Genomic DNA, 16,130 nt, shown 5'->3' with positions numbered 1-16,130 from the left:
AGGTCAGCGGATCGGGGACCGGCGCTTCAGCGCTGCCGGTTGACCCGGTACTCCACGTACGCCTGCGAACGCAGCTGGCGCACCCAGTCATCATAGGCTGCGCGCAGCTTCTGTTCGCGGACTTCGGCACGGGCGAAGTCGCGCTGCTTCTCGGGCGACATCTCGGTCTCGCGCCGGTTGAGCACCTGGATCAGGTGCACGCCGAACTGCGTGACCACCGGCTCCGAGATCTCGTTCGGGCGCAGACGGCTCATGGCCTGCTCGAACTCGGGCACCAGCTCTCCCGGCGAGACCCAGCCGAGGTCGCCGCCGTTCTGCGCCGAGCCGTCCTGCGAGAAGCGCTTGGCCGCGTCGGCAAAATCGCCGCCGTGGGTGATGCGGTCGCGCAGCGTGCTGAGCTGGCGGCGCGCCTCGGCCTCGGGCATGTTGGGGCCGGTGCGGATCAGGATATGGCGCACCTGGGTCTGGGTGATCTTCGAGGCCGCGGCCGGGCCGGATGCCGGCGCCGCGCGCTTGGCCACCAGCTTGACCACATGGAAGCCCGCCGCGCTCTCCACCACCTGCGGCGCCACCCCGCCAGCCTGCAGGTCGACCACGGCGTTGGCGAACAGTGCCGGCAGGCGGCCGATCTCGCGGAAGCCCATCGCGCCGCCCTGGGCCGCCTCGGGGCCCTCGGAGTTGGCCTGCGCCAGCTGTGCGAAGTCGGCACCGCCCTGGGCCTGCTTGAGCAGCCCTTCGGCCTTGGCGCGCTGCGCCTGCTTCTGTGCGTCCGAGGCATTCTCGGGCACGCGCACGAGGATCTGCGCCACGTTGTATTCGGTCGGGCCGCTGGCGGCGCCCTGTCCGCCGCGGGCCGCCAGGTAGTTGTCGATCTCGCCGTCGTAGACCTGCACCTTGGAATCGACCTCGCGCTCGCGCAGGCGGATCACCTGCACCTGCTTGCGCAGTTCCTCGCGGTACTTGGTCCAGGTCATGCCGCTGGCCTCGACGCGGCGGCGCAGCTCGGTCGCGTTCAGCCGGTTCTGCTGTGCCACCGATTCGATGGCACGGTCGATTTCCTGGTCGGTCACGCGGATGCCGGCCTCCTGCGCGGCCTGGGTCTGCACGCGCTCCATTACCAGGCGCTCAAGCACCTCGCCCAGCAGGTCGGCGCGCGCGGGCGCCGGGCGGCCGGCGGCACGCAGCTGGCCTTCGATTTCATCGGCACGGTCGAGCAGCTCGCGCCGCGTGATCACGCTGTTGTTGACGACCGCGACCACTTCGTCGACCAGTTGCGAACGCTTCTGGCCCCCGGCCTGGGGCACGCCCAGCTTGGGCTGGCTCGACGGCGCCGCGACGTCAGACGCCTGCGGCACGAAGATGCCACTGGAGCGCGGCGCCGTCCCGGGCGCCTTGAGCTGCGCCGCAGCCGGCACCGTCATGGCGGCCAGCACGGCCGGCAGCAGCAAGCGGTGCCAGGACGTCAGGAGAAAGGAAAACACGGCGAATTCTTGACGTTTCATCGTAATCCGTCATTCATAGTGATCGAACTGGGTCGTCGGCACCGGCTTGGCCGACACCGGCTCATAGCCGGGCACGTTCAGGCGCAGGATGTTCAACGGGTTGGAACCGATCTTGGAAAGGCCACGGAACTCCACCTGCAGGAAGACCCGCCCGGTGTAGCCTTGCGTGGTGTTGCGGAAGCGCTGGTAGACCACGCGGCCGACCCAGCAGTCGGCGGCGTACTCGACGCCGGCCAGCGCATCGACCATCTGGCTCGCGGTCAGGTCGAAGGCAAAGCGTGCGATGCCGTAGGCACGGCGCGTGATCGGCCACTGGCTTGACACCTCGAACTGGTCGATCGCGGTGTTGTCGGTCACCGAAGTCGGGCGGCGGTAGCGGTAGCCTGCATTAATCACCTTGCGCGACTCGGGCCGGTAAGAGACCGCCACGTTGCCGTAGTTGATCCGGTCGCTGTCCGGGTTGTACTGCACGCCCGCGTCCAGGTAATAGCCGCGGAACATCTGGATGGTGGTGGCCGCCAGCAGGTCCGAGAAACCCGCCTTGGGATCCGCCAGCGTGCCGTTGATCTGCACGCGCTGGCCGGTGAAGTCGTAGCGCTGCGCGATGGTGCCACGGAAGCGCTCGATTCCGGTGTCGGCTTCGATCAGGCGCGTGGTCAGGCCGCCGGTCAGCTTGTTGTTGTCGGCGACGCGGTCGTAGCCGGTGAACGGGTTCTCGCTGAAGATCTGCCCGTAGCCGAAGTCGGACTGCACCGTGTCGAACAGCGGGAACTGGCTCTGGTCGCGGAACGGGGTGTACACGTAGAACAGGCGCGGCTCCAGCGTCTGCACATAGTTCACGCCGAACAGGCGGCTGACAGTCGGTGCTTCGCGCTCGAACGTCATGCCCGAATCCAGGCTCATGGTCGGCAGCACGCGCGAGAAGTTATTCTGCGCCGTAGGCGCATTGGAAGCCGCCTCCATCTGGTACTGCGCCGCGTTGAAGGTAACCTTCGGCGTCACGAACCAGCCCGCCCGCACGATCGGGTAGCTGATGCTCGGCTGAATATACATGCGCTCGCCCTGCGGCTGCTGGAAGCCGGTGGACGTCAGCGGAATGCGGAAGCGCGTATAGTCCGCTTCCACCTGCACGTCGAAACCGCCCAGGTCATAGCGGATGTACTTGCCGTTGAGCTGCGGCACGCGCTCGTACGAGGGTTCGCTGGGACGCAGCGTCTGGAACTTCTGCACCCGCGCCAACAGCGTGAAATCCTGCCAGTTGTAGGTAACGCCGCCTTCTTGCGTGTACTGGCGTTGCGCGGACTGCGCAACGCTGCGGTTGAAGTCGTCCGGATATCGGTCGTCCGATACCCGGTTCACGTTCAGGTAGGCATTGAGCCCCTTGGCCAGGTTCTGGCTATGCTGGATCGAGTAGGCCCAGCGGTCCGAATTGGTCCTCTTGTCGTCCGGCAGGAACTCGGCGCGCAGGCGCCCGCTGTAGCCCTGACCGAGATAGCGGTACTCGCCGCCGAGCTGCAGGCCACGCTCGGTCATCAGCCGTGGATAAATGGTCAGGTCGCGGTTTGGCGCAATATTGACGTAGTACGGCGTGGTCAGGTCGAAGCCCGCACGCGAACTGTAGCCCATCAGCGGCGGCAGGAAACCGCTGCGGCGGTCGTCGTTCAGCGGAAAGCTGAACGCCGGCGCCGCCGCGATCGGCACGCCGAAGAAATTCAGCACGCCGCCGTAGGCCACGCCCACCTGGCGGTCGTTGTCCAGGTCGATCCGGTTCGCGCTGAAATACCAGTCGGCGTTGTCCGGCGAACAGGTGGTGTATGACGCGTGCCTGGCGGTGCTGCGGTCCTTGTCCAGGAAGTCGATGCGCTCGGCCTTGCCCGAGCCGCCGGTCTGCTGGAAATAATAGTCCGGCGACAGCATATAGCCTTCGTTGGCCTCGACCTTCATCCGCGCCTCGGGGCCGACCGCCAGCGTGCCGCTGCGCGACATGCGCACATTGCCCTGCGCGAAGGCTTCGTCGGTGTCCTGGTCGTAGGTCAGCTTGTCGCCCTTGATCGCACCGCCGTCACGGCGCAGCTCGGCATGGCCTTCCAGCTCGACGCCGCGCTCGCTGTAGCCGGTCATGCGGTCGGCCTCGATAAAGGTCGGGGCGTCGGAGCCGGCGTCAGACTGTTTGCCGGGTTCGGCAAGCCGCGGCACCAGTTCGCCGGATTCCACGGGAAGCGGCGGCGCTTTCGGCGCGGCTTCGAACACCGGCTCGACCTGGTCGAGATCGGGGATCGCCGAACCGGACATCTGCGCGTGTGCGCCGGCCGAAAGGCTGGCCATGGCCAGCACCAGCGGCCGCAGCGCGCCCGCGTGCAGGCCGCCGGCGCGCCTGGCTCGGGCAGGAACGCTGGTTGGGGCAGGCGAAGGCAAGGCCCTGTTGTTCGGTGATCGTCGTTGTTCGGTCATTCGCACGGGTTGTCAGTCTCGGCGTCGGCTGCGGCCCGCCTGCAAGCCGCCAGCCCCCGCCGGAGCAGGCTGCGGGGCACCGAATGGCCCCACCCGGGGGCCGCCCGGCGCCCGGGTCTGGTCGGGTATTATACGGGGCAACCTAGGGTCGCCTTCCCGCTTACTTTCGGTTTCATTTACGTTTCCACTCTGCGCCCGTTCCCCACACGTATCTGTATGGCAGCTCTCCCCCACGACCCGCGCCTGGACCAGCTCAAGGCCTGGGTATCCGGACTTGGCCCGACTTGGTCCGCCGATCCCGATTCCTGCGCCCCCGCCTCGGCCGACGCCAGCTTCCGGCGCTATTTCCGCGTCAGCACCGGCCATCCGGCGCATCCCACCGCCATCGTGATGGACGCCCCGCCGGCGCACGAGGACTGCCGCCCGTTCATCCACGTATGCGGGCTGTTCGGCGCGGCCGGCGTGACCGTGCCGACCGTGCTGGCGCAGGATCTGGAGCAGGGTTTCCTGCTGCTGGCCGACCTTGGCAACCAGACCTACCTGTCGCGGCTCGATGACTCCACCGCCCACGGCATGTACGCCGACGCGGCCGCCGCGCTGGTCCGCATCCAGGCCGCCACCCGCCCCGGCGAGCTGCCGGCCTACGACCGCGCGCTGCTGCAGCGCGAGCTCGACCTGTTCCCGCAGTGGTATGTGGCCAGGCACCTCGGCGCCACCCTGACCGAGGCTCAGCAGGCGGACCTGCGCGAAGTGACTGAAGCGCTACTCGCGAATATCCTGGCGCAGCCGCAGGTCTACGTGCACCGCGATTTCCACTCGCGCAACCTGATGGTGCTCGACGGCGGCGCCAACCCGGGCGTACTCGACTTCCAGGACGCGGTGATCGGCCCGATCACCTACGACGCGGTCTCGCTGTGGCGCGACGCCTATATCGAATGGGACGAGGAGCAGCAGCTGGACTGGCTGATCCGCTACTGGGAGCGCGCGCGCAAGGCCGGCCTGCCGGTCAGCGCCGACTTTGGCGAGTTCTATCGCGATTTTGAGTGGATGGGCCTGCAGCGCCACCTCAAGGTGCTGGGCATCTTTGCCCGCCTGTACCACCGCGACGGCAAGGACGGCTACCTGGCCAACCTGCCGCTGGTGATGAAGTACACCCGCCAGGTGGCCGGCCGCTACACCGAACTGCGCAAGCTGATCCGGCTGCTGGACGCGCTCGAAGGCGTGGCCAGCCCGGCCGGCTACACGTTCTGACGCCGTGCCCGACAACCAGCCCGTTCTGCCCGACCACCGCGCGCCCGCCATCACCGCCGCCGGCGAATGGCTGGCCGGCGCGCGCGCGCTCGCGCCGATGCTGCTGGGCGTGGTGCCGTTCGGCCTGATCTACGGCGTGCTGGCCGTCGGCGCCGGCATGCCGGCGTGGCTGGCCTGCGCGATGAGCGTGGTTGTGTTCGGCGGCGCCTCGCAGATGATCCTGACCCAGTTGTGGACTGCCGGCACGCCGGCAGTGGTGATCACGCTGACGGTGGCCATGGTCAACCTGCGCCACGCGCTGTATTCCGCCACCATCGCGCCCACGCTCGCGCACCTGCCGCGGCGCTGGAAGGCGCTGATCGCCTACCTGCTGACCGACGAAGCCTTTGCCGCGATGACGCACCGGCTTGGCGACAGCGGCCCGCGCGCCCGCTACCGCCACTGGTACTACTTCGGCGGCGGCTTCGCGCTGTGGGCCAGCTGGCAGCTGTCGACGCTGGCCGGCGTGCTGGTCGGCGCCCAGGTGCCGCGCGACTGGCCGCTCGATTTCTTCCTGCCGCTGACCTTCATCGGCATCATCGTGCCGGGCCTGAAGCACCGCTCGCACGTGGCCGCGGCGCTGGCCGCCAGCGTGCTGGCGGTGGCCTGCTACAGCCTGCCGCACAAGCTCGGGCTGATGGTGGCGGCGCTCGGCGGCATTGCCGTGGGCATGCTGGTGCTGGGCCGCGGCAACCGCCCCGGGCAACGCCCGGCCAGCCGTGGCGCCGATGCCACGCCAGGCGGAACAGCCGGCAAGGAGGCCGCATGAGTGCGATGACCCTGCTGTGGGTCTTCCTTGCCGCGGGCCTGGCGACCTTCCTGATCCGCCTGTCGTTCATCGCCGTGGAAGGCCGCGTGCGGCTGCCGTCGTGGTTCCGCACCGCGCTGCAGTTCGTGCCGGCAGCGATGCTGTCGGCGCTGATCGCCCCTGACCTGCTGATGCAGCATGGCGAGCTTGCCCTCACCCCCGCCAACGCGCGGCTGGTGGCCGGCGTGGTGGCCATCCTGATCGCCGCTCGAACCCGCAGCGTGGGCTGGACCATCGCCGGTGGCATGGCCGCGCTGCTTGCCCTGGAGGCTCTGTTCTGATGAAGGCCATGATCTTCGCCGCCGGCCGCGGCGACCGCATGCGTCCGTTGACCGATACCTGCCCCAAGCCGCTGCTGGCAGTGGGCGGCAAGCCACTGATCGTCTGGAAGATCGAGGCGCTGGCGCGTGCCGGCCTGCGCGACATCGTCATCAACCATGCCTGGCTGGGCGGACAGATCGAAGCCGCGCTGGGAGACGGCAGCCGTTTTGGCGTGCGGCTGGCCTATTCTGCCGAGGGCACTGCGCTGGAAACCGCCGGTGGCATCGCACAGGCCCTGCCGCTGCTGTCCGCGCACCCGGAGCGCGGCGAGATCTTCCTGGCCGTGTCGGGCGACATTTTCTGCGACTACGACTTCCGCAGGCTGTTGCCTCGCGCGCACGACATGGCCGGCGCGCCCGCCCCGCGCATGCACCTGGTGATGGTGCCCAACCCGGACTTTCACCCGAACGGCGACTTCACCTTGCAACCGAACGGGCTGCTGACGCTCGACGGGACACTGGCCAACGGTGGCGAACGGCTGACATTCGGCAATATCGGCCTGTACGACACGCGCCTCTTCACCGCCATCGAACCTGGCACCAAAATGCCGATGACACCCTACTACTGGGAGGCCATCGAGGCCGGCGCCGCTACCGGCGAACGCTTCGACGGACGCTGGGAGAACGTGGGCACGCCGGCGCAGCTGGCCGAGCTGGATGCGGCGCTTGCGACAGCAGCGCCTGTGGCGGCGCACGGGCGCTAGGTCGACTGACTGGGCGGGGGCTGGCAAGGCGCCCGGACGATCCCGCGGCCAGCGAGGCGCCAGCGGCGGTAGAATCGCCCTGATCCTCCTCATCCCAGGCCCTACCATGTCCTCACCCGACAACGCCCTCCTCGCCGCCTGCCGCGACCGCCGCGCCCGTGTGCTGCAGCACCTGCGCGCCGGCGGCGGCGGCGTGGCGATCCTGCCCACGGCGCCGGAAGCCATGCGCAACCGCGACAGCGACTACCCGTACCGGCACGACAGCTATTTCTATTACCTGAGCGGCTTTACCGAGCCCGATGCCGTGCTGGTGCTGGTGGCCGGCGCGCCGGGCGACCCCGCCGATGCCGACCGCAGCATCCTGTTCTGCCGCCCCAAGCATGAAGAGCGCGAGATCTGGGACGGTTTCCGTTTCGGCCCGGATGGCGCGCGCGCCGCGTTCGGCTTCGATGAAGCGCATTCGGTCGAAGAGATCGACGCCGCGCTCCCGCCGCTGCTGGCCAACCGCGCGCAGATCGCCTACCCGCTGGCCGACTCGACCCGCACCGACGTGCAGATGCGGCGCTGGATGGACGCCGTGCGCATGCAGGGCCGCGCCGGGGTGGCCGCGCCGTCGGTTGCGCTCGACATCCGCACCGTGCTCGATGAAATGCGCCTGTTCAAGGATGCCGGCGAGCTGGCCACCATGCGCCGCGCGGCGCAGATCTCCGCCGGGGCCCATGTGCGGGCCATGCAGGCCACCCGCGCCGGGCTGCGTGAATACCACCTGGAGGCGGAACTGCTCTATGAGTTCCGCCGCCATGGCGCGCAGAGCGTGGCCTATAACTCGATCGTCGCGGCCGGCCCCAACGCCTGCGTGCTGCACTACCGCGCCGGCCCCGCCGAACTGAGGGACGGCGACCTCTGCCTGATCGATGCCGGCTGCGAGTTCGACGGCTACGCCTCGGACATCACCCGCACCTTCCCGGTCTCGGGCCGCTTCTCGCCGGCGCAGCGAGAGCTGTACGACCTGGTGGTGGCCGCGCAGGACGCCGCCATTGCCGAGACCCGCGCCGGCGTGCCCTACAACGTGCCGCATGACGCCGCCGTGCGCGTGCTGGCACAGGGCATGCTCGATACCGGCCTGCTCGACCGCAACAAGGAGGGCACGCTCGACGATGTGCTCGCCAGCGGCAGCTACCGCCGCTTCTACATGCACCGCACCGGCCACTGGCTAGGCATGGATGTCCATGACGTGGGCGAATACCGCGTGGCCAGCCACGGCGGCGAAGGCGAGCGTCCGTGGCGACCGCTGCAGCCGGGCATGGTGCTGACCATCGAGCCCGGCATCTATGTGCGCCCGGCCGAGGACATACCCGAGCGCTATTGGCATGTCGGCATCCGCATCGAGGACGACGCCGTGGTCACCGAGGGCGACTGCGAGCTGATCACGCGCGGCGTGCCGGTGCTGGCCGACGAGATCGAGGCGCTGATGCGCGACAACGCGAGCGTTGCCGGAGGTCTGCGATGATCGGCTGGCTGCGCAGGATCTTTCCGGGCCAGGCCCGCAGCGGCAGCAATGCTGGCAGCGACCGCCGGCCCGATCCGTCCGAACCCTTCATCATCAACCTGTACGACGACCGCGTGGTGGTGCACCGCCCCGACGGCCAGCGCGAGGAAGTCGCCTGGGACACGCTCGAGCGCGTGGTGGTGCGGGTGTCCGACCGCGCGCCCTGGGCCGGCACGGCCTGGCTGATCCTGATCGGCACGCCCGATTCGGGCCAGGGCTGCGTGGCGCCGCTGAATGCCGCCAACCATGGTGCACTGCTTGAGCAGCTGCGCGCACTGCCGGGTTTCAACCACCAGAAGCTCGAGAACGCGCTGCGCGACGCTGCGGCCGGCAAGTCGCGCTCGGATGCGATCTGCTGGAAGCGCGATGCGGCAGCACCAACGGAGGCGGATGCGGGTCATGCAGGAGGCAGCGACGATGCCGGCCGCGCAGCCTGATTTCCAAAGCCTGCGCGATATCGCCATCGTCGGCGGCGGCCCGGTCGGGCTGGCGCTGGCCTGCCAGTTGCTCCGCACTACCGGCTGGCGCCTGACACTGGTCGATGCCGCCACGCCGGCGCGCGCCGCGCGCGATCCGCGCGCGATCGCGCTGTCGCATGGCAGCCGCCAGCTGCTGGAGCAGATCGGCGCCTGGCCGGTGCCCGGCAGCCCGATCGAGCATATCCATGTCTCGCAGCGCGGCCGCTTCGGCCATGTGCGGCTGCACCATGACGACTACGGCGTGCCGGCGCTCGGTTACGTGGTCCGCTACGGCGACTTGTGCGAGGCACTGGAGCGCGCGCTCGCCCATGCCGCGCAGGCGGCGGGCGAAGACCGGCTGCAGCGCGTGTTCGAGACCCGCATCGACCAGATCGCACAGGAGCCCGCGCCGAGCGCCGCGGACGATCCCGATGCCGGCGCCGTGCGACTGGCCGGCACCGGCCACGACGGCCAGGTGGAGCACCTGGCCGCGCGCCTGGTGGTGCAGGCCGAGGGCGGGCTGTTCCACCAGCAGGCCGCCCACCAGGGTCGCGGCGCGCGCACGCGCGACTATCGCCAGACCGCGCTGATCGCCCATGTGACCTGCTCGCGCCCGCAGCCGGGCTGGGCCTGGGAGCGCTTTACCGACGAAGGCCCGCTGGCGCTGCTGCCGCACGAGGAGCACGGCGTGCCGGGCTATGCGCTGGTGTGGTGCTGCCCGCCGGAGCAGGCCGCGCGGCGCATCGCGCTGCCGGAAGCGGAGTTCGCGGCGGAACTGGGCCGGGCCTTTGGCGACCGCATGGGCCATTTCACGCTGGCCGGCAAGCGCCATGCCTTCCCGCTCGGCCTGAATGCGGCCCCGGTGACCGTCAACGGCCGCGTGGCGGCCGTCGGCAATGCCGCGCAAACGCTGCACCCGGTGGCCGGACAGGGGCTCAACCTGGGCTTGCGCGACGCCTTCGCGCTGGCCGATTCGCTGCGCAGCGCCTGCACGCCGCAGGCGCTGCAAGCCTTCGCCAGCCGCCACCGGCTCGACCGCGCCGTCACCATCGGCGTGACCGACCTGCTGCCACGCGTGTTCGGCATCTCCTACCCGCTGGCCGCGCACGCGCGGGGCGCGTCGCTGGCCGTGCTGGCCTGCCTGCCGCCGCTGCGGCACGCGCTGGCGCGCCACATGATGTTCGGGATGCGTCGCTGACCTCGCCAGTGGCGCAAGCGCCACGCGCATGGCGGCGTTTGCGCCACGGTCCCTGCCGGGTTGCGCTCCGGATGCTCAAATCTTGGGCAATGGCGATGGTTTGGCGGTAGAATCCTGCCCTCGCACATGTCCCGATCCAACGCCGGCAGCAGTTTCGGCAGGGGCATGTTTTTCCGTTTCGTCTTCCGTCTCAGAGCAGGCTGTCCCGATCCCTTCCCTGGCGCCATCCGCGCCGCGAGGGCGCTACGGTCACCGGGACGGCCTCTCAGAACCGCCGCCCAACCGTGCAGATCGGACCTCACCAACTCCGCAACAACCTGTTTGTCGCCCCGATGGCGGGCGTGACGGACCGGCCCTTCCGCCAGCTGTGCAAGCAGCTCGGCGCGGGCTATGCGGTGTCGGAAATGGTGGCGTCCAACGCACAGCTGTGGAAGAGCGAGAAAACCATGCGCCGCGCCAACCACGCCGGCGAGGTCGAACCCATCGCCGTGCAGATCGCCGGCGCCGAGCCGTCGATGATGGCCGAGGCCGCGCGCTACAACGTGGACCGCGGCGCGCAGATCATCGACATCAACATGGGCTGCCCGGCCAAGAAGGTGTGCAACGTCGCCGCCGGCTCGGCCCTGCTGCAGAACGAGCCGCTGGTGGTGCGCATCGTCCAGGCCGTGGTCGGCGCCGTGGGCGACCGGGTGCCGGTCACGCTGAAGATCCGCACCGGCTGGAACCGCGAGAACCGCAATGCGCTGCGCATCGCGCACATGGTCGAGGATGCGGGCATCAGCATGCTGACCATCCACGGCCGCACCCGCGCCGACCTGTACCACGGTGACGCCGAGTACGAGACCATTGCCGCGGTCAAGGCAGCGGTCTCGATCCCGGTGGTCGCCAACGGCGACATCACCACGCCGCAGAAGGCCAAGCAAGTGCTGGCGCTGACCGGCGCGGACGCGATCATGATCGGCCGCGCGGCGCAGGGCCGGCCCTGGCTGTTCCGTGAGATCGAGCACTTCCTGAAGACCGGCGAGATGCTGCCGTCGCCGGAAGTGGCCGAGATCCGTGCCATCATGAATGCGCACCTGGAAGACCACTACGCTTTCTATGGCGAATTCACCGGCGTGCGCACCGCGCGCAAGCATATTGCCTGGTACACGCGCGGGCTGCGCGGCGCCAACCTGTTCCGCCACCGCATGAACACGCTGGAGAGCACCGCCGAACAACTGGCGGCGGTCAATGCGTTCTTCGACGAGCAGGCGCAGATCTCTGACCGGCTGGTGTACGTGGACGACGCAGCACAAGACCAAGACGAAGCGAACAACAACAAAAACGGGGAGTTGCTTGCCGCATGAGCCGCAACGCTATCGACCAGTGCATCCGGGAAAGCCTGGACACTTATTTTCGCGACCTGGACGGCGAAGAGCCGTCGAATATGTACAACATGGTGCTCGAGGCGGTCGAACGGCCGCTGCTGGAAGCCGTGATGGTGCGCGCCGAGCGCAACCAGTCGCTGGCCGCCGCCTATCTGGGCATCAATCGCAATACGCTGCGCAAGAAGCTGCAGCAGCACGGTTTACTTTGAATTTGAAGCGTCTCCCACAGCCATGATCAAGCAAGCCCTACTCTCCGTTTCCGACAAGACCGGCATCGTCGATTTCGCGCGCGAACTGAACGCGCTCGGCGTCACGCTGCTTTCCACCGGCGGCACCGCCAAGCTGCTGGCCGACAGCGGCCTGCCCGTGACGGAGGTGGCCGACTACACCGGCTTCCCGGAAATGCTCGACGGCCGCGTCAAGACGCTGCACCCGAAGGTGCACGGCGGCATCCTGGCGCGCCGCGACCTGCCCGAGCACATGGCCGCGCTGGCCGAGCACGACATCCCGACCATCGACTTGCTGGTGGTGAACCTGTACCCGTTCCAGCAGACCGTGGCCAAGGATGACTGCACCCTGCCCGACGCGATCGAGAACATCGACATCGGCGGTCCGACCATGCTGCGTTCGGCGGCCAAAAACCATCGCGACGTGACCGTGATCGTCGACCCGGCCGACTATGGCGTGGTGCTCGACGAAATGCGCGCCAACGCCAACAGCGTCGGCTACGACACCAATTTCCGCCTGGCCACCAAGGTGTTCGCGCACACCGCGCAATACGACGGCGCCATCACCAACTACCTGACCAGCCTCGGTGCCGACAAGTCGCACCAGGGCCGCAGCGCCTACCCGCAGACGCTGAACCTGGCCTTCGACAAGGTGCAGGAAATGCGTTACGGCGAGAACCCGCACCAGTCGGCCGCGTTCTACCGCGACCTGAAGGCCGTGGACGGCGCGCTGGCCAACTACGTGCAGCTGCAGGGCAAGGAACTGTCGTACAACAACATCGCCGACGCCGATGCGGCCTGGGAATGCGTCAAGTCGTTCGACGCCGCCAGCGGCGCCGCCTGCGTCATCATCAAGCACGCCAACCCGTGCGGCGTGGCGCTCGGCGCGAATGCGCTGGAAGCCTATGACAAGGCCTTCAAGACCGATTCGACCTCGGCCTTCGGCGGCATCATCGCCTTCAACGTCGAGCTGGACGAAAGCGCCGCGCAGGCCGTGGCCAAGCAGTTCGTCGAAGTGCTGATCGCCCCGTCGTTCAGCGCCGGCGCGCGTGCCGTGTTCGCGGCCAAGCAGAACGTGCGCCTGCTCGAGATCCCGCTGGGCAAGGGCATCAACCAGTATGACTTCAAGCGTGTCGGCGGCGGCCTGCTGGTGCAGAGCCCGGACGCCAGGAACGTGCAGCCGTCCGAGCTGCGCGTGGTGACGCGCCGCCACCCGACCCCGAAGGAAATGGACGACCTGATGTTCGCCTGGCGCGTGGCCAAGTTCGTCAAGTCCAATGCCATCGTGTTCTGCGGCGGCGGCATGACGCTGGGCGTGGGCGCGGGCCAGATGAGCCGCGTCGATTCGGCCCGCATCGCCAGCATCAAGGCGCAGAACGCCGGCCTGACGCTGGCCGGCTCGGCAGTGGCATCGGACGCGTTCTTCCCGTTCCGTGACGGCCTGGACGTGGTGGTCGACGCGGGCGCGACCTGCGTGATCCAGCCTGGCGGCTCGATGCGCGACGACGAAGTGATCGCCGCCGCCGACGAGCGCGGCATCGCCATGGTGGTGACCGGCACGCGGCATTTCCGCCACTAAGCACTGGCAGTGCTTGCAGTCTTGCCTGGCAAGGCCGCCGGCTCCCGAAGCGGTTTCGTTCTCCTGCAAGGGAAAGCGAAACCGCTTTTTGCATTAGGTGCCGGCGCAAAAGGCAATACACTAGCGACGGCATCCACCCTACCCACCCAATGCGAATCCTAGGCATCGACCCCGGCCTGCGCACCACCGGCTTCGGCGTGATCGAGAAGCACGGCAACAAGCTTGCCTACGTGGCCTCGGGCACGATCAAGAGCGACGGCAATTCAACGCTGCCGGAACGGCTGAAGACCCTCTACGACGGCATCAGCGAAGTGTCGCGCACCTATGCACCCGACTGCGCCGCGATCGAGAAGGTCTTCGTCAACGTCAACCCGCAGTCCACGCTGCTGCTCGGCCAGGCCCGCGGCGCGGTGATCTGCGGGTTGGTGGGCTACGGCTTGCCGGTGTTCGAGTACACCGCGCTGCAACTGAAGGTGGCGGTGGTCGGCTATGGCCGCGCCAACAAGGCGCAGGTGCAGGAAATGGTGACGCGGCTGCTGATGCTGCCCGGCCAGCCCGGCAGCGATGCGGCGGATGCGCTCGGCGTGGCGATCTGCCATGCCAACGGCAGCGATACCCTGGGCACGCTGTCGGGCCTGGCGCCCGACCTGGTGCGCAAAGGCATGCGCGTGCGGCGCGGGCGGCTGGTCGGCTGAGCACGCCAGCGGCTGGCGCTTGCTGCGCCCGCTTCCCCATCTTTTACAATCGGGCCTTGGTCTCACCACAGGAACGCTGCATGCCTAGCCAGTCCCGATTGAGCGCGCCGCGCCGGCGCCCCAGCCTCTTCCCTGTTCTTGCCTTCCGGCGCTGGCTGTTTCCGGCCGCCGCGGCCTGCGCCGCGCTGGTCGCGGGCTGCGCCACCGCGCCGCGCCCTAAGCCCGTGTCCGCGGCTCCGGTGCCGGCACCCACCGCGAGCGCTGCGCCTGCGGCCGCCGCCACCCAGCCTCCCAAACCGCTGGTGATCGCCCATCGCGGCGCCAGCGCACTGCGCCCCGAACATACGCTTGCCGCCTACGCCAAAGCCATCGAGGACGGCGCCGACGCCATCGAGCCCGACCTGGTCATGACACGCGACGGCGTGCTGGTAGCGCGCCACGAAAACGACATCACCGGCACCACCAATGTGGCCGAGCTGCCGCAGTTTGCCGAGCGCAAGCGCACCAAGGTGATCGACGGCGAGCGCGTGAGCGGCTGGTTCACCGAAGACTTCACGCTGGCCGAGCTCAAGACGCTGCGCGCGCGTGAGCGTATCCCGCGCCTGCGCCCGGACAATGCGCGCCTGAACGACCAGTTCGAGGTGCCGACCTTCGACGAGATCGTGCGCCTGGCCGAGCAGGCTGCGCTGCGCACCGGCAAACCCATCGGCATCTACGCGGAGCTGAAGCACCCGAGCTACTTCCGCGGCATCGGGCTGCCGCTCGAGGACAAGCTGGTGGCCGCGCTCCGGGCACAACCCTACCTGCGCAACGCACCCGTTTTTATCCAGTGCTTCGAGACCGGCAGCCTGCGCGCGCTGCGGCGCACGCTTGGCAGCGGGCAGCCCAACGTGAAGCTGGTGCAGCTCATCGGCAACCCGCGCAAGGGCCCGGCCGACTGGAAGCTGGCGGGCGACGGCCGCACCTTCGGCGACATGCTGGGCGCGACCGGCCTGCGCGAGGTGGCGGCCTATGCCGACGGCATCGGCCCCGAGAAGAGCAGCGTGGTGCCGCGCGATGCGCAGGGCGCGCTGGCTGCGCCGACGCCGGTGGTGCGCCAGGCGCATGCTGCCGGGCTGTTCGTCCATCCCTACACCTTCCGTCCGGAAAACAGCTTCCTGCCCAAGGCGCTGCAGACCGGCGGCGACGACGCCACGCGCAGCCCGTCCGGCATGGAGCGGGAGGTGCAGGCCTTTATCGCGGCCGGCATCGATGGCTTCTTCACCGACGACCCGGCGCTGGGCCGGCGCGCGGTGGATACGCCGGCGCGCTGACCCGGCCGTGCGGCCGCTGGGCTACACTTGCGGCCGCCTGTTCCCTGACCCCCACCTTCCATTCCCTCCTCCGCACCATGATCGGACGCATCGCCGGCACCCTTATCGAGAAGAATCCCCCGCACCTGCTGGTCGATTGCCACGGCGTCGGCTACGAGGTGGACGTGCCGATGAGCACCTTCTACAACCTGCCCGCGGTGGGCCAGCCGGTGACGCTGCTGACGCAGCTGATCGTGCGCGAGGACGCGCACCTGCTGTACGGCTTCGGCACCGCATCGGAGCGCAACACCTTCCGCGAGCTGATCAAGATCACCGGCATCGGCGCGCGCATGGCACTGGCGGTGCTGTCGGGCATGTCGGTGCCCGAGCTGGCGCAGGCCATCACGCTGCAGGAAGCCGGCCGCCTCACGCGCATTCCCGGCATCGGCAAGAAGACCGCGGAGCGGCTGCTGCTCGAACTCAAGGGCAAGCTGGGCGCGGAGCTGGGCCACGTGCCGGGCACGCCGGCGGTGCCGGACAGCGCCGTCGACGTGCTCAATGCGCTGCTGGCGCTGGGCTACTCGGAGAAGGAAGCCGCCGCCGCGATCAAGCAGGTGCCGGCGGGGACCGGCGTGTCGGATGGCATCAAGCTGGCGCTCAAGGCATTGTCCAAGGCTTGAGACCTGCATA

The 16,130-nt window shown here is 68.8% G+C and carries 15 protein-coding genes; 13 read left to right on the top strand and 2 right to left on the bottom strand.

The window, feature by feature from the left end; all coding sequences use genetic code 11:
• Positions 1 to 26: 26 nt before the first annotated feature.
• Together AC3WLF_RS08910 and AC3WLF_RS08905 are read right to left on the bottom strand one after the other, a co-directional pair.
• Entirely contained in the window at positions 27 to 1,502 is a 1,476-nt protein-coding gene (locus tag AC3WLF_RS08910; protein ID WP_492351641.1) for a peptidylprolyl isomerase, read from the bottom strand.
• A 9-nt stretch (positions 1,503 to 1,511) separates the two neighbouring features.
• Positions 1,512 to 3,953, bottom strand: coding sequence for an LPS-assembly protein LptD (locus tag AC3WLF_RS08905; protein ID WP_492351642.1), 2,442 nt, complete (start codon positions 3,951 to 3,953; stop codon positions 1,512 to 1,514).
• 216 nt (positions 3,954 to 4,169) lie between these two features.
• Here AC3WLF_RS08905 and AC3WLF_RS08900 point away from each other — a divergent pair, with 216 nt between their 5' ends.
• The 13 genes from AC3WLF_RS08900 (at position 4,170) to ruvA (ending at position 16,120) form a co-directional block, all read left to right on the top strand.
• Positions 4,170 to 5,204, top strand: coding sequence for an aminoglycoside phosphotransferase family protein (locus AC3WLF_RS08900; RefSeq protein ID WP_492317671.1), 1,035 nt, complete (start codon positions 4,170 to 4,172; stop codon positions 5,202 to 5,204).
• Positions 5,205 to 5,208: 4 nt separating this feature from the next.
• Positions 5,209 to 6,012: an AzlC family ABC transporter permease gene (locus AC3WLF_RS08895; RefSeq protein WP_492317672.1), complete on the top strand. Its 804-nt coding sequence runs from the start codon at positions 5,209 to 5,211 to the stop codon at positions 6,010 to 6,012.
• Positions 6,009 to 6,332: an AzlD domain-containing protein gene (locus AC3WLF_RS08890; RefSeq protein WP_010813881.1), complete on the top strand. Its 324-nt coding sequence runs from the start codon at positions 6,009 to 6,011 to the stop codon at positions 6,330 to 6,332. The genes AC3WLF_RS08895 and AC3WLF_RS08890 overlap by 4 nt, the downstream gene beginning before the upstream one ends.
• Complete coding sequence (gene murU, locus AC3WLF_RS08885; protein WP_011614547.1) at positions 6,332 to 7,075, top strand: N-acetylmuramate alpha-1-phosphate uridylyltransferase MurU; 744 nt, start codon at positions 6,332 to 6,334, stop codon at positions 7,073 to 7,075. The genes AC3WLF_RS08890 and murU overlap by 1 nt, the downstream gene beginning before the upstream one ends.
• 106 nt (positions 7,076 to 7,181) lie before the next feature.
• A complete protein-coding gene (locus tag AC3WLF_RS08880; RefSeq protein ID WP_492317674.1) occupies positions 7,182 to 8,585 on the top strand; it encodes an aminopeptidase P N-terminal domain-containing protein in 1,404 nt (467 codons plus the stop codon).
• On the top strand, positions 8,582 to 9,061 hold the full coding sequence (locus AC3WLF_RS08875) for a hypothetical protein (protein WP_010813884.1): 480 nt from the start codon (positions 8,582 to 8,584) through the stop codon (positions 9,059 to 9,061). Before AC3WLF_RS08880 ends, AC3WLF_RS08875 begins: the two co-directional genes overlap by 4 nt.
• On the top strand, positions 9,042 to 10,280 hold the full coding sequence (locus AC3WLF_RS08870) for a UbiH/UbiF/VisC/COQ6 family ubiquinone biosynthesis hydroxylase (RefSeq protein WP_492358100.1): 1,239 nt from the start codon (positions 9,042 to 9,044) through the stop codon (positions 10,278 to 10,280). The genes AC3WLF_RS08875 and AC3WLF_RS08870 overlap by 20 nt, the downstream gene beginning before the upstream one ends.
• 284 nt (positions 10,281 to 10,564) lie before the next feature.
• A complete protein-coding gene (gene dusB, locus AC3WLF_RS08865; RefSeq protein WP_454749237.1) occupies positions 10,565 to 11,626 on the top strand; it encodes a tRNA dihydrouridine synthase DusB in 1,062 nt (353 codons plus the stop codon).
• On the top strand, positions 11,623 to 11,856 hold the full coding sequence (locus tag AC3WLF_RS08860; protein WP_010813887.1) for a Fis family transcriptional regulator: 234 nt from the start codon (positions 11,623 to 11,625) through the stop codon (positions 11,854 to 11,856). The genes dusB and AC3WLF_RS08860 overlap by 4 nt, the downstream gene beginning before the upstream one ends.
• 22 nt (positions 11,857 to 11,878) lie before the next feature.
• Positions 11,879 to 13,453 (top strand): bifunctional phosphoribosylaminoimidazolecarboxamide formyltransferase/IMP cyclohydrolase, encoded by a 1,575-nt coding sequence (gene purH, locus AC3WLF_RS08855; protein ID WP_492317675.1) that lies wholly within the window; start codon positions 11,879 to 11,881, stop codon positions 13,451 to 13,453.
• Between the two features lie 149 nt (positions 13,454 to 13,602).
• On the top strand, positions 13,603 to 14,148 hold the full coding sequence (ruvC, locus tag AC3WLF_RS08850; RefSeq protein WP_492351646.1) for a crossover junction endodeoxyribonuclease RuvC: 546 nt from the start codon (positions 13,603 to 13,605) through the stop codon (positions 14,146 to 14,148).
• An 80-nt stretch (positions 14,149 to 14,228) separates the two neighbouring features.
• Positions 14,229 to 15,461 (top strand): glycerophosphodiester phosphodiesterase, encoded by a 1,233-nt coding sequence (locus AC3WLF_RS08845; protein WP_492317676.1) that lies wholly within the window; start codon positions 14,229 to 14,231, stop codon positions 15,459 to 15,461.
• A 77-nt stretch (positions 15,462 to 15,538) separates the two neighbouring features.
• Positions 15,539 to 16,120, top strand: a complete 582-nt coding sequence (gene ruvA, locus AC3WLF_RS08840) for a Holliday junction branch migration protein RuvA (protein ID WP_010813891.1) — start codon at positions 15,539 to 15,541, stop codon at positions 16,118 to 16,120.
• Positions 16,121 to 16,130 lie beyond the last annotated feature (10 nt).

It is taken from the genome of Cupriavidus sp. FW306-01-F10A (genome assembly GCF_058782785.1).
The sequence above is the reverse complement of the archived record's forward strand: the minus strand, read 5'-3'. Positions and strand labels throughout refer to the sequence as shown.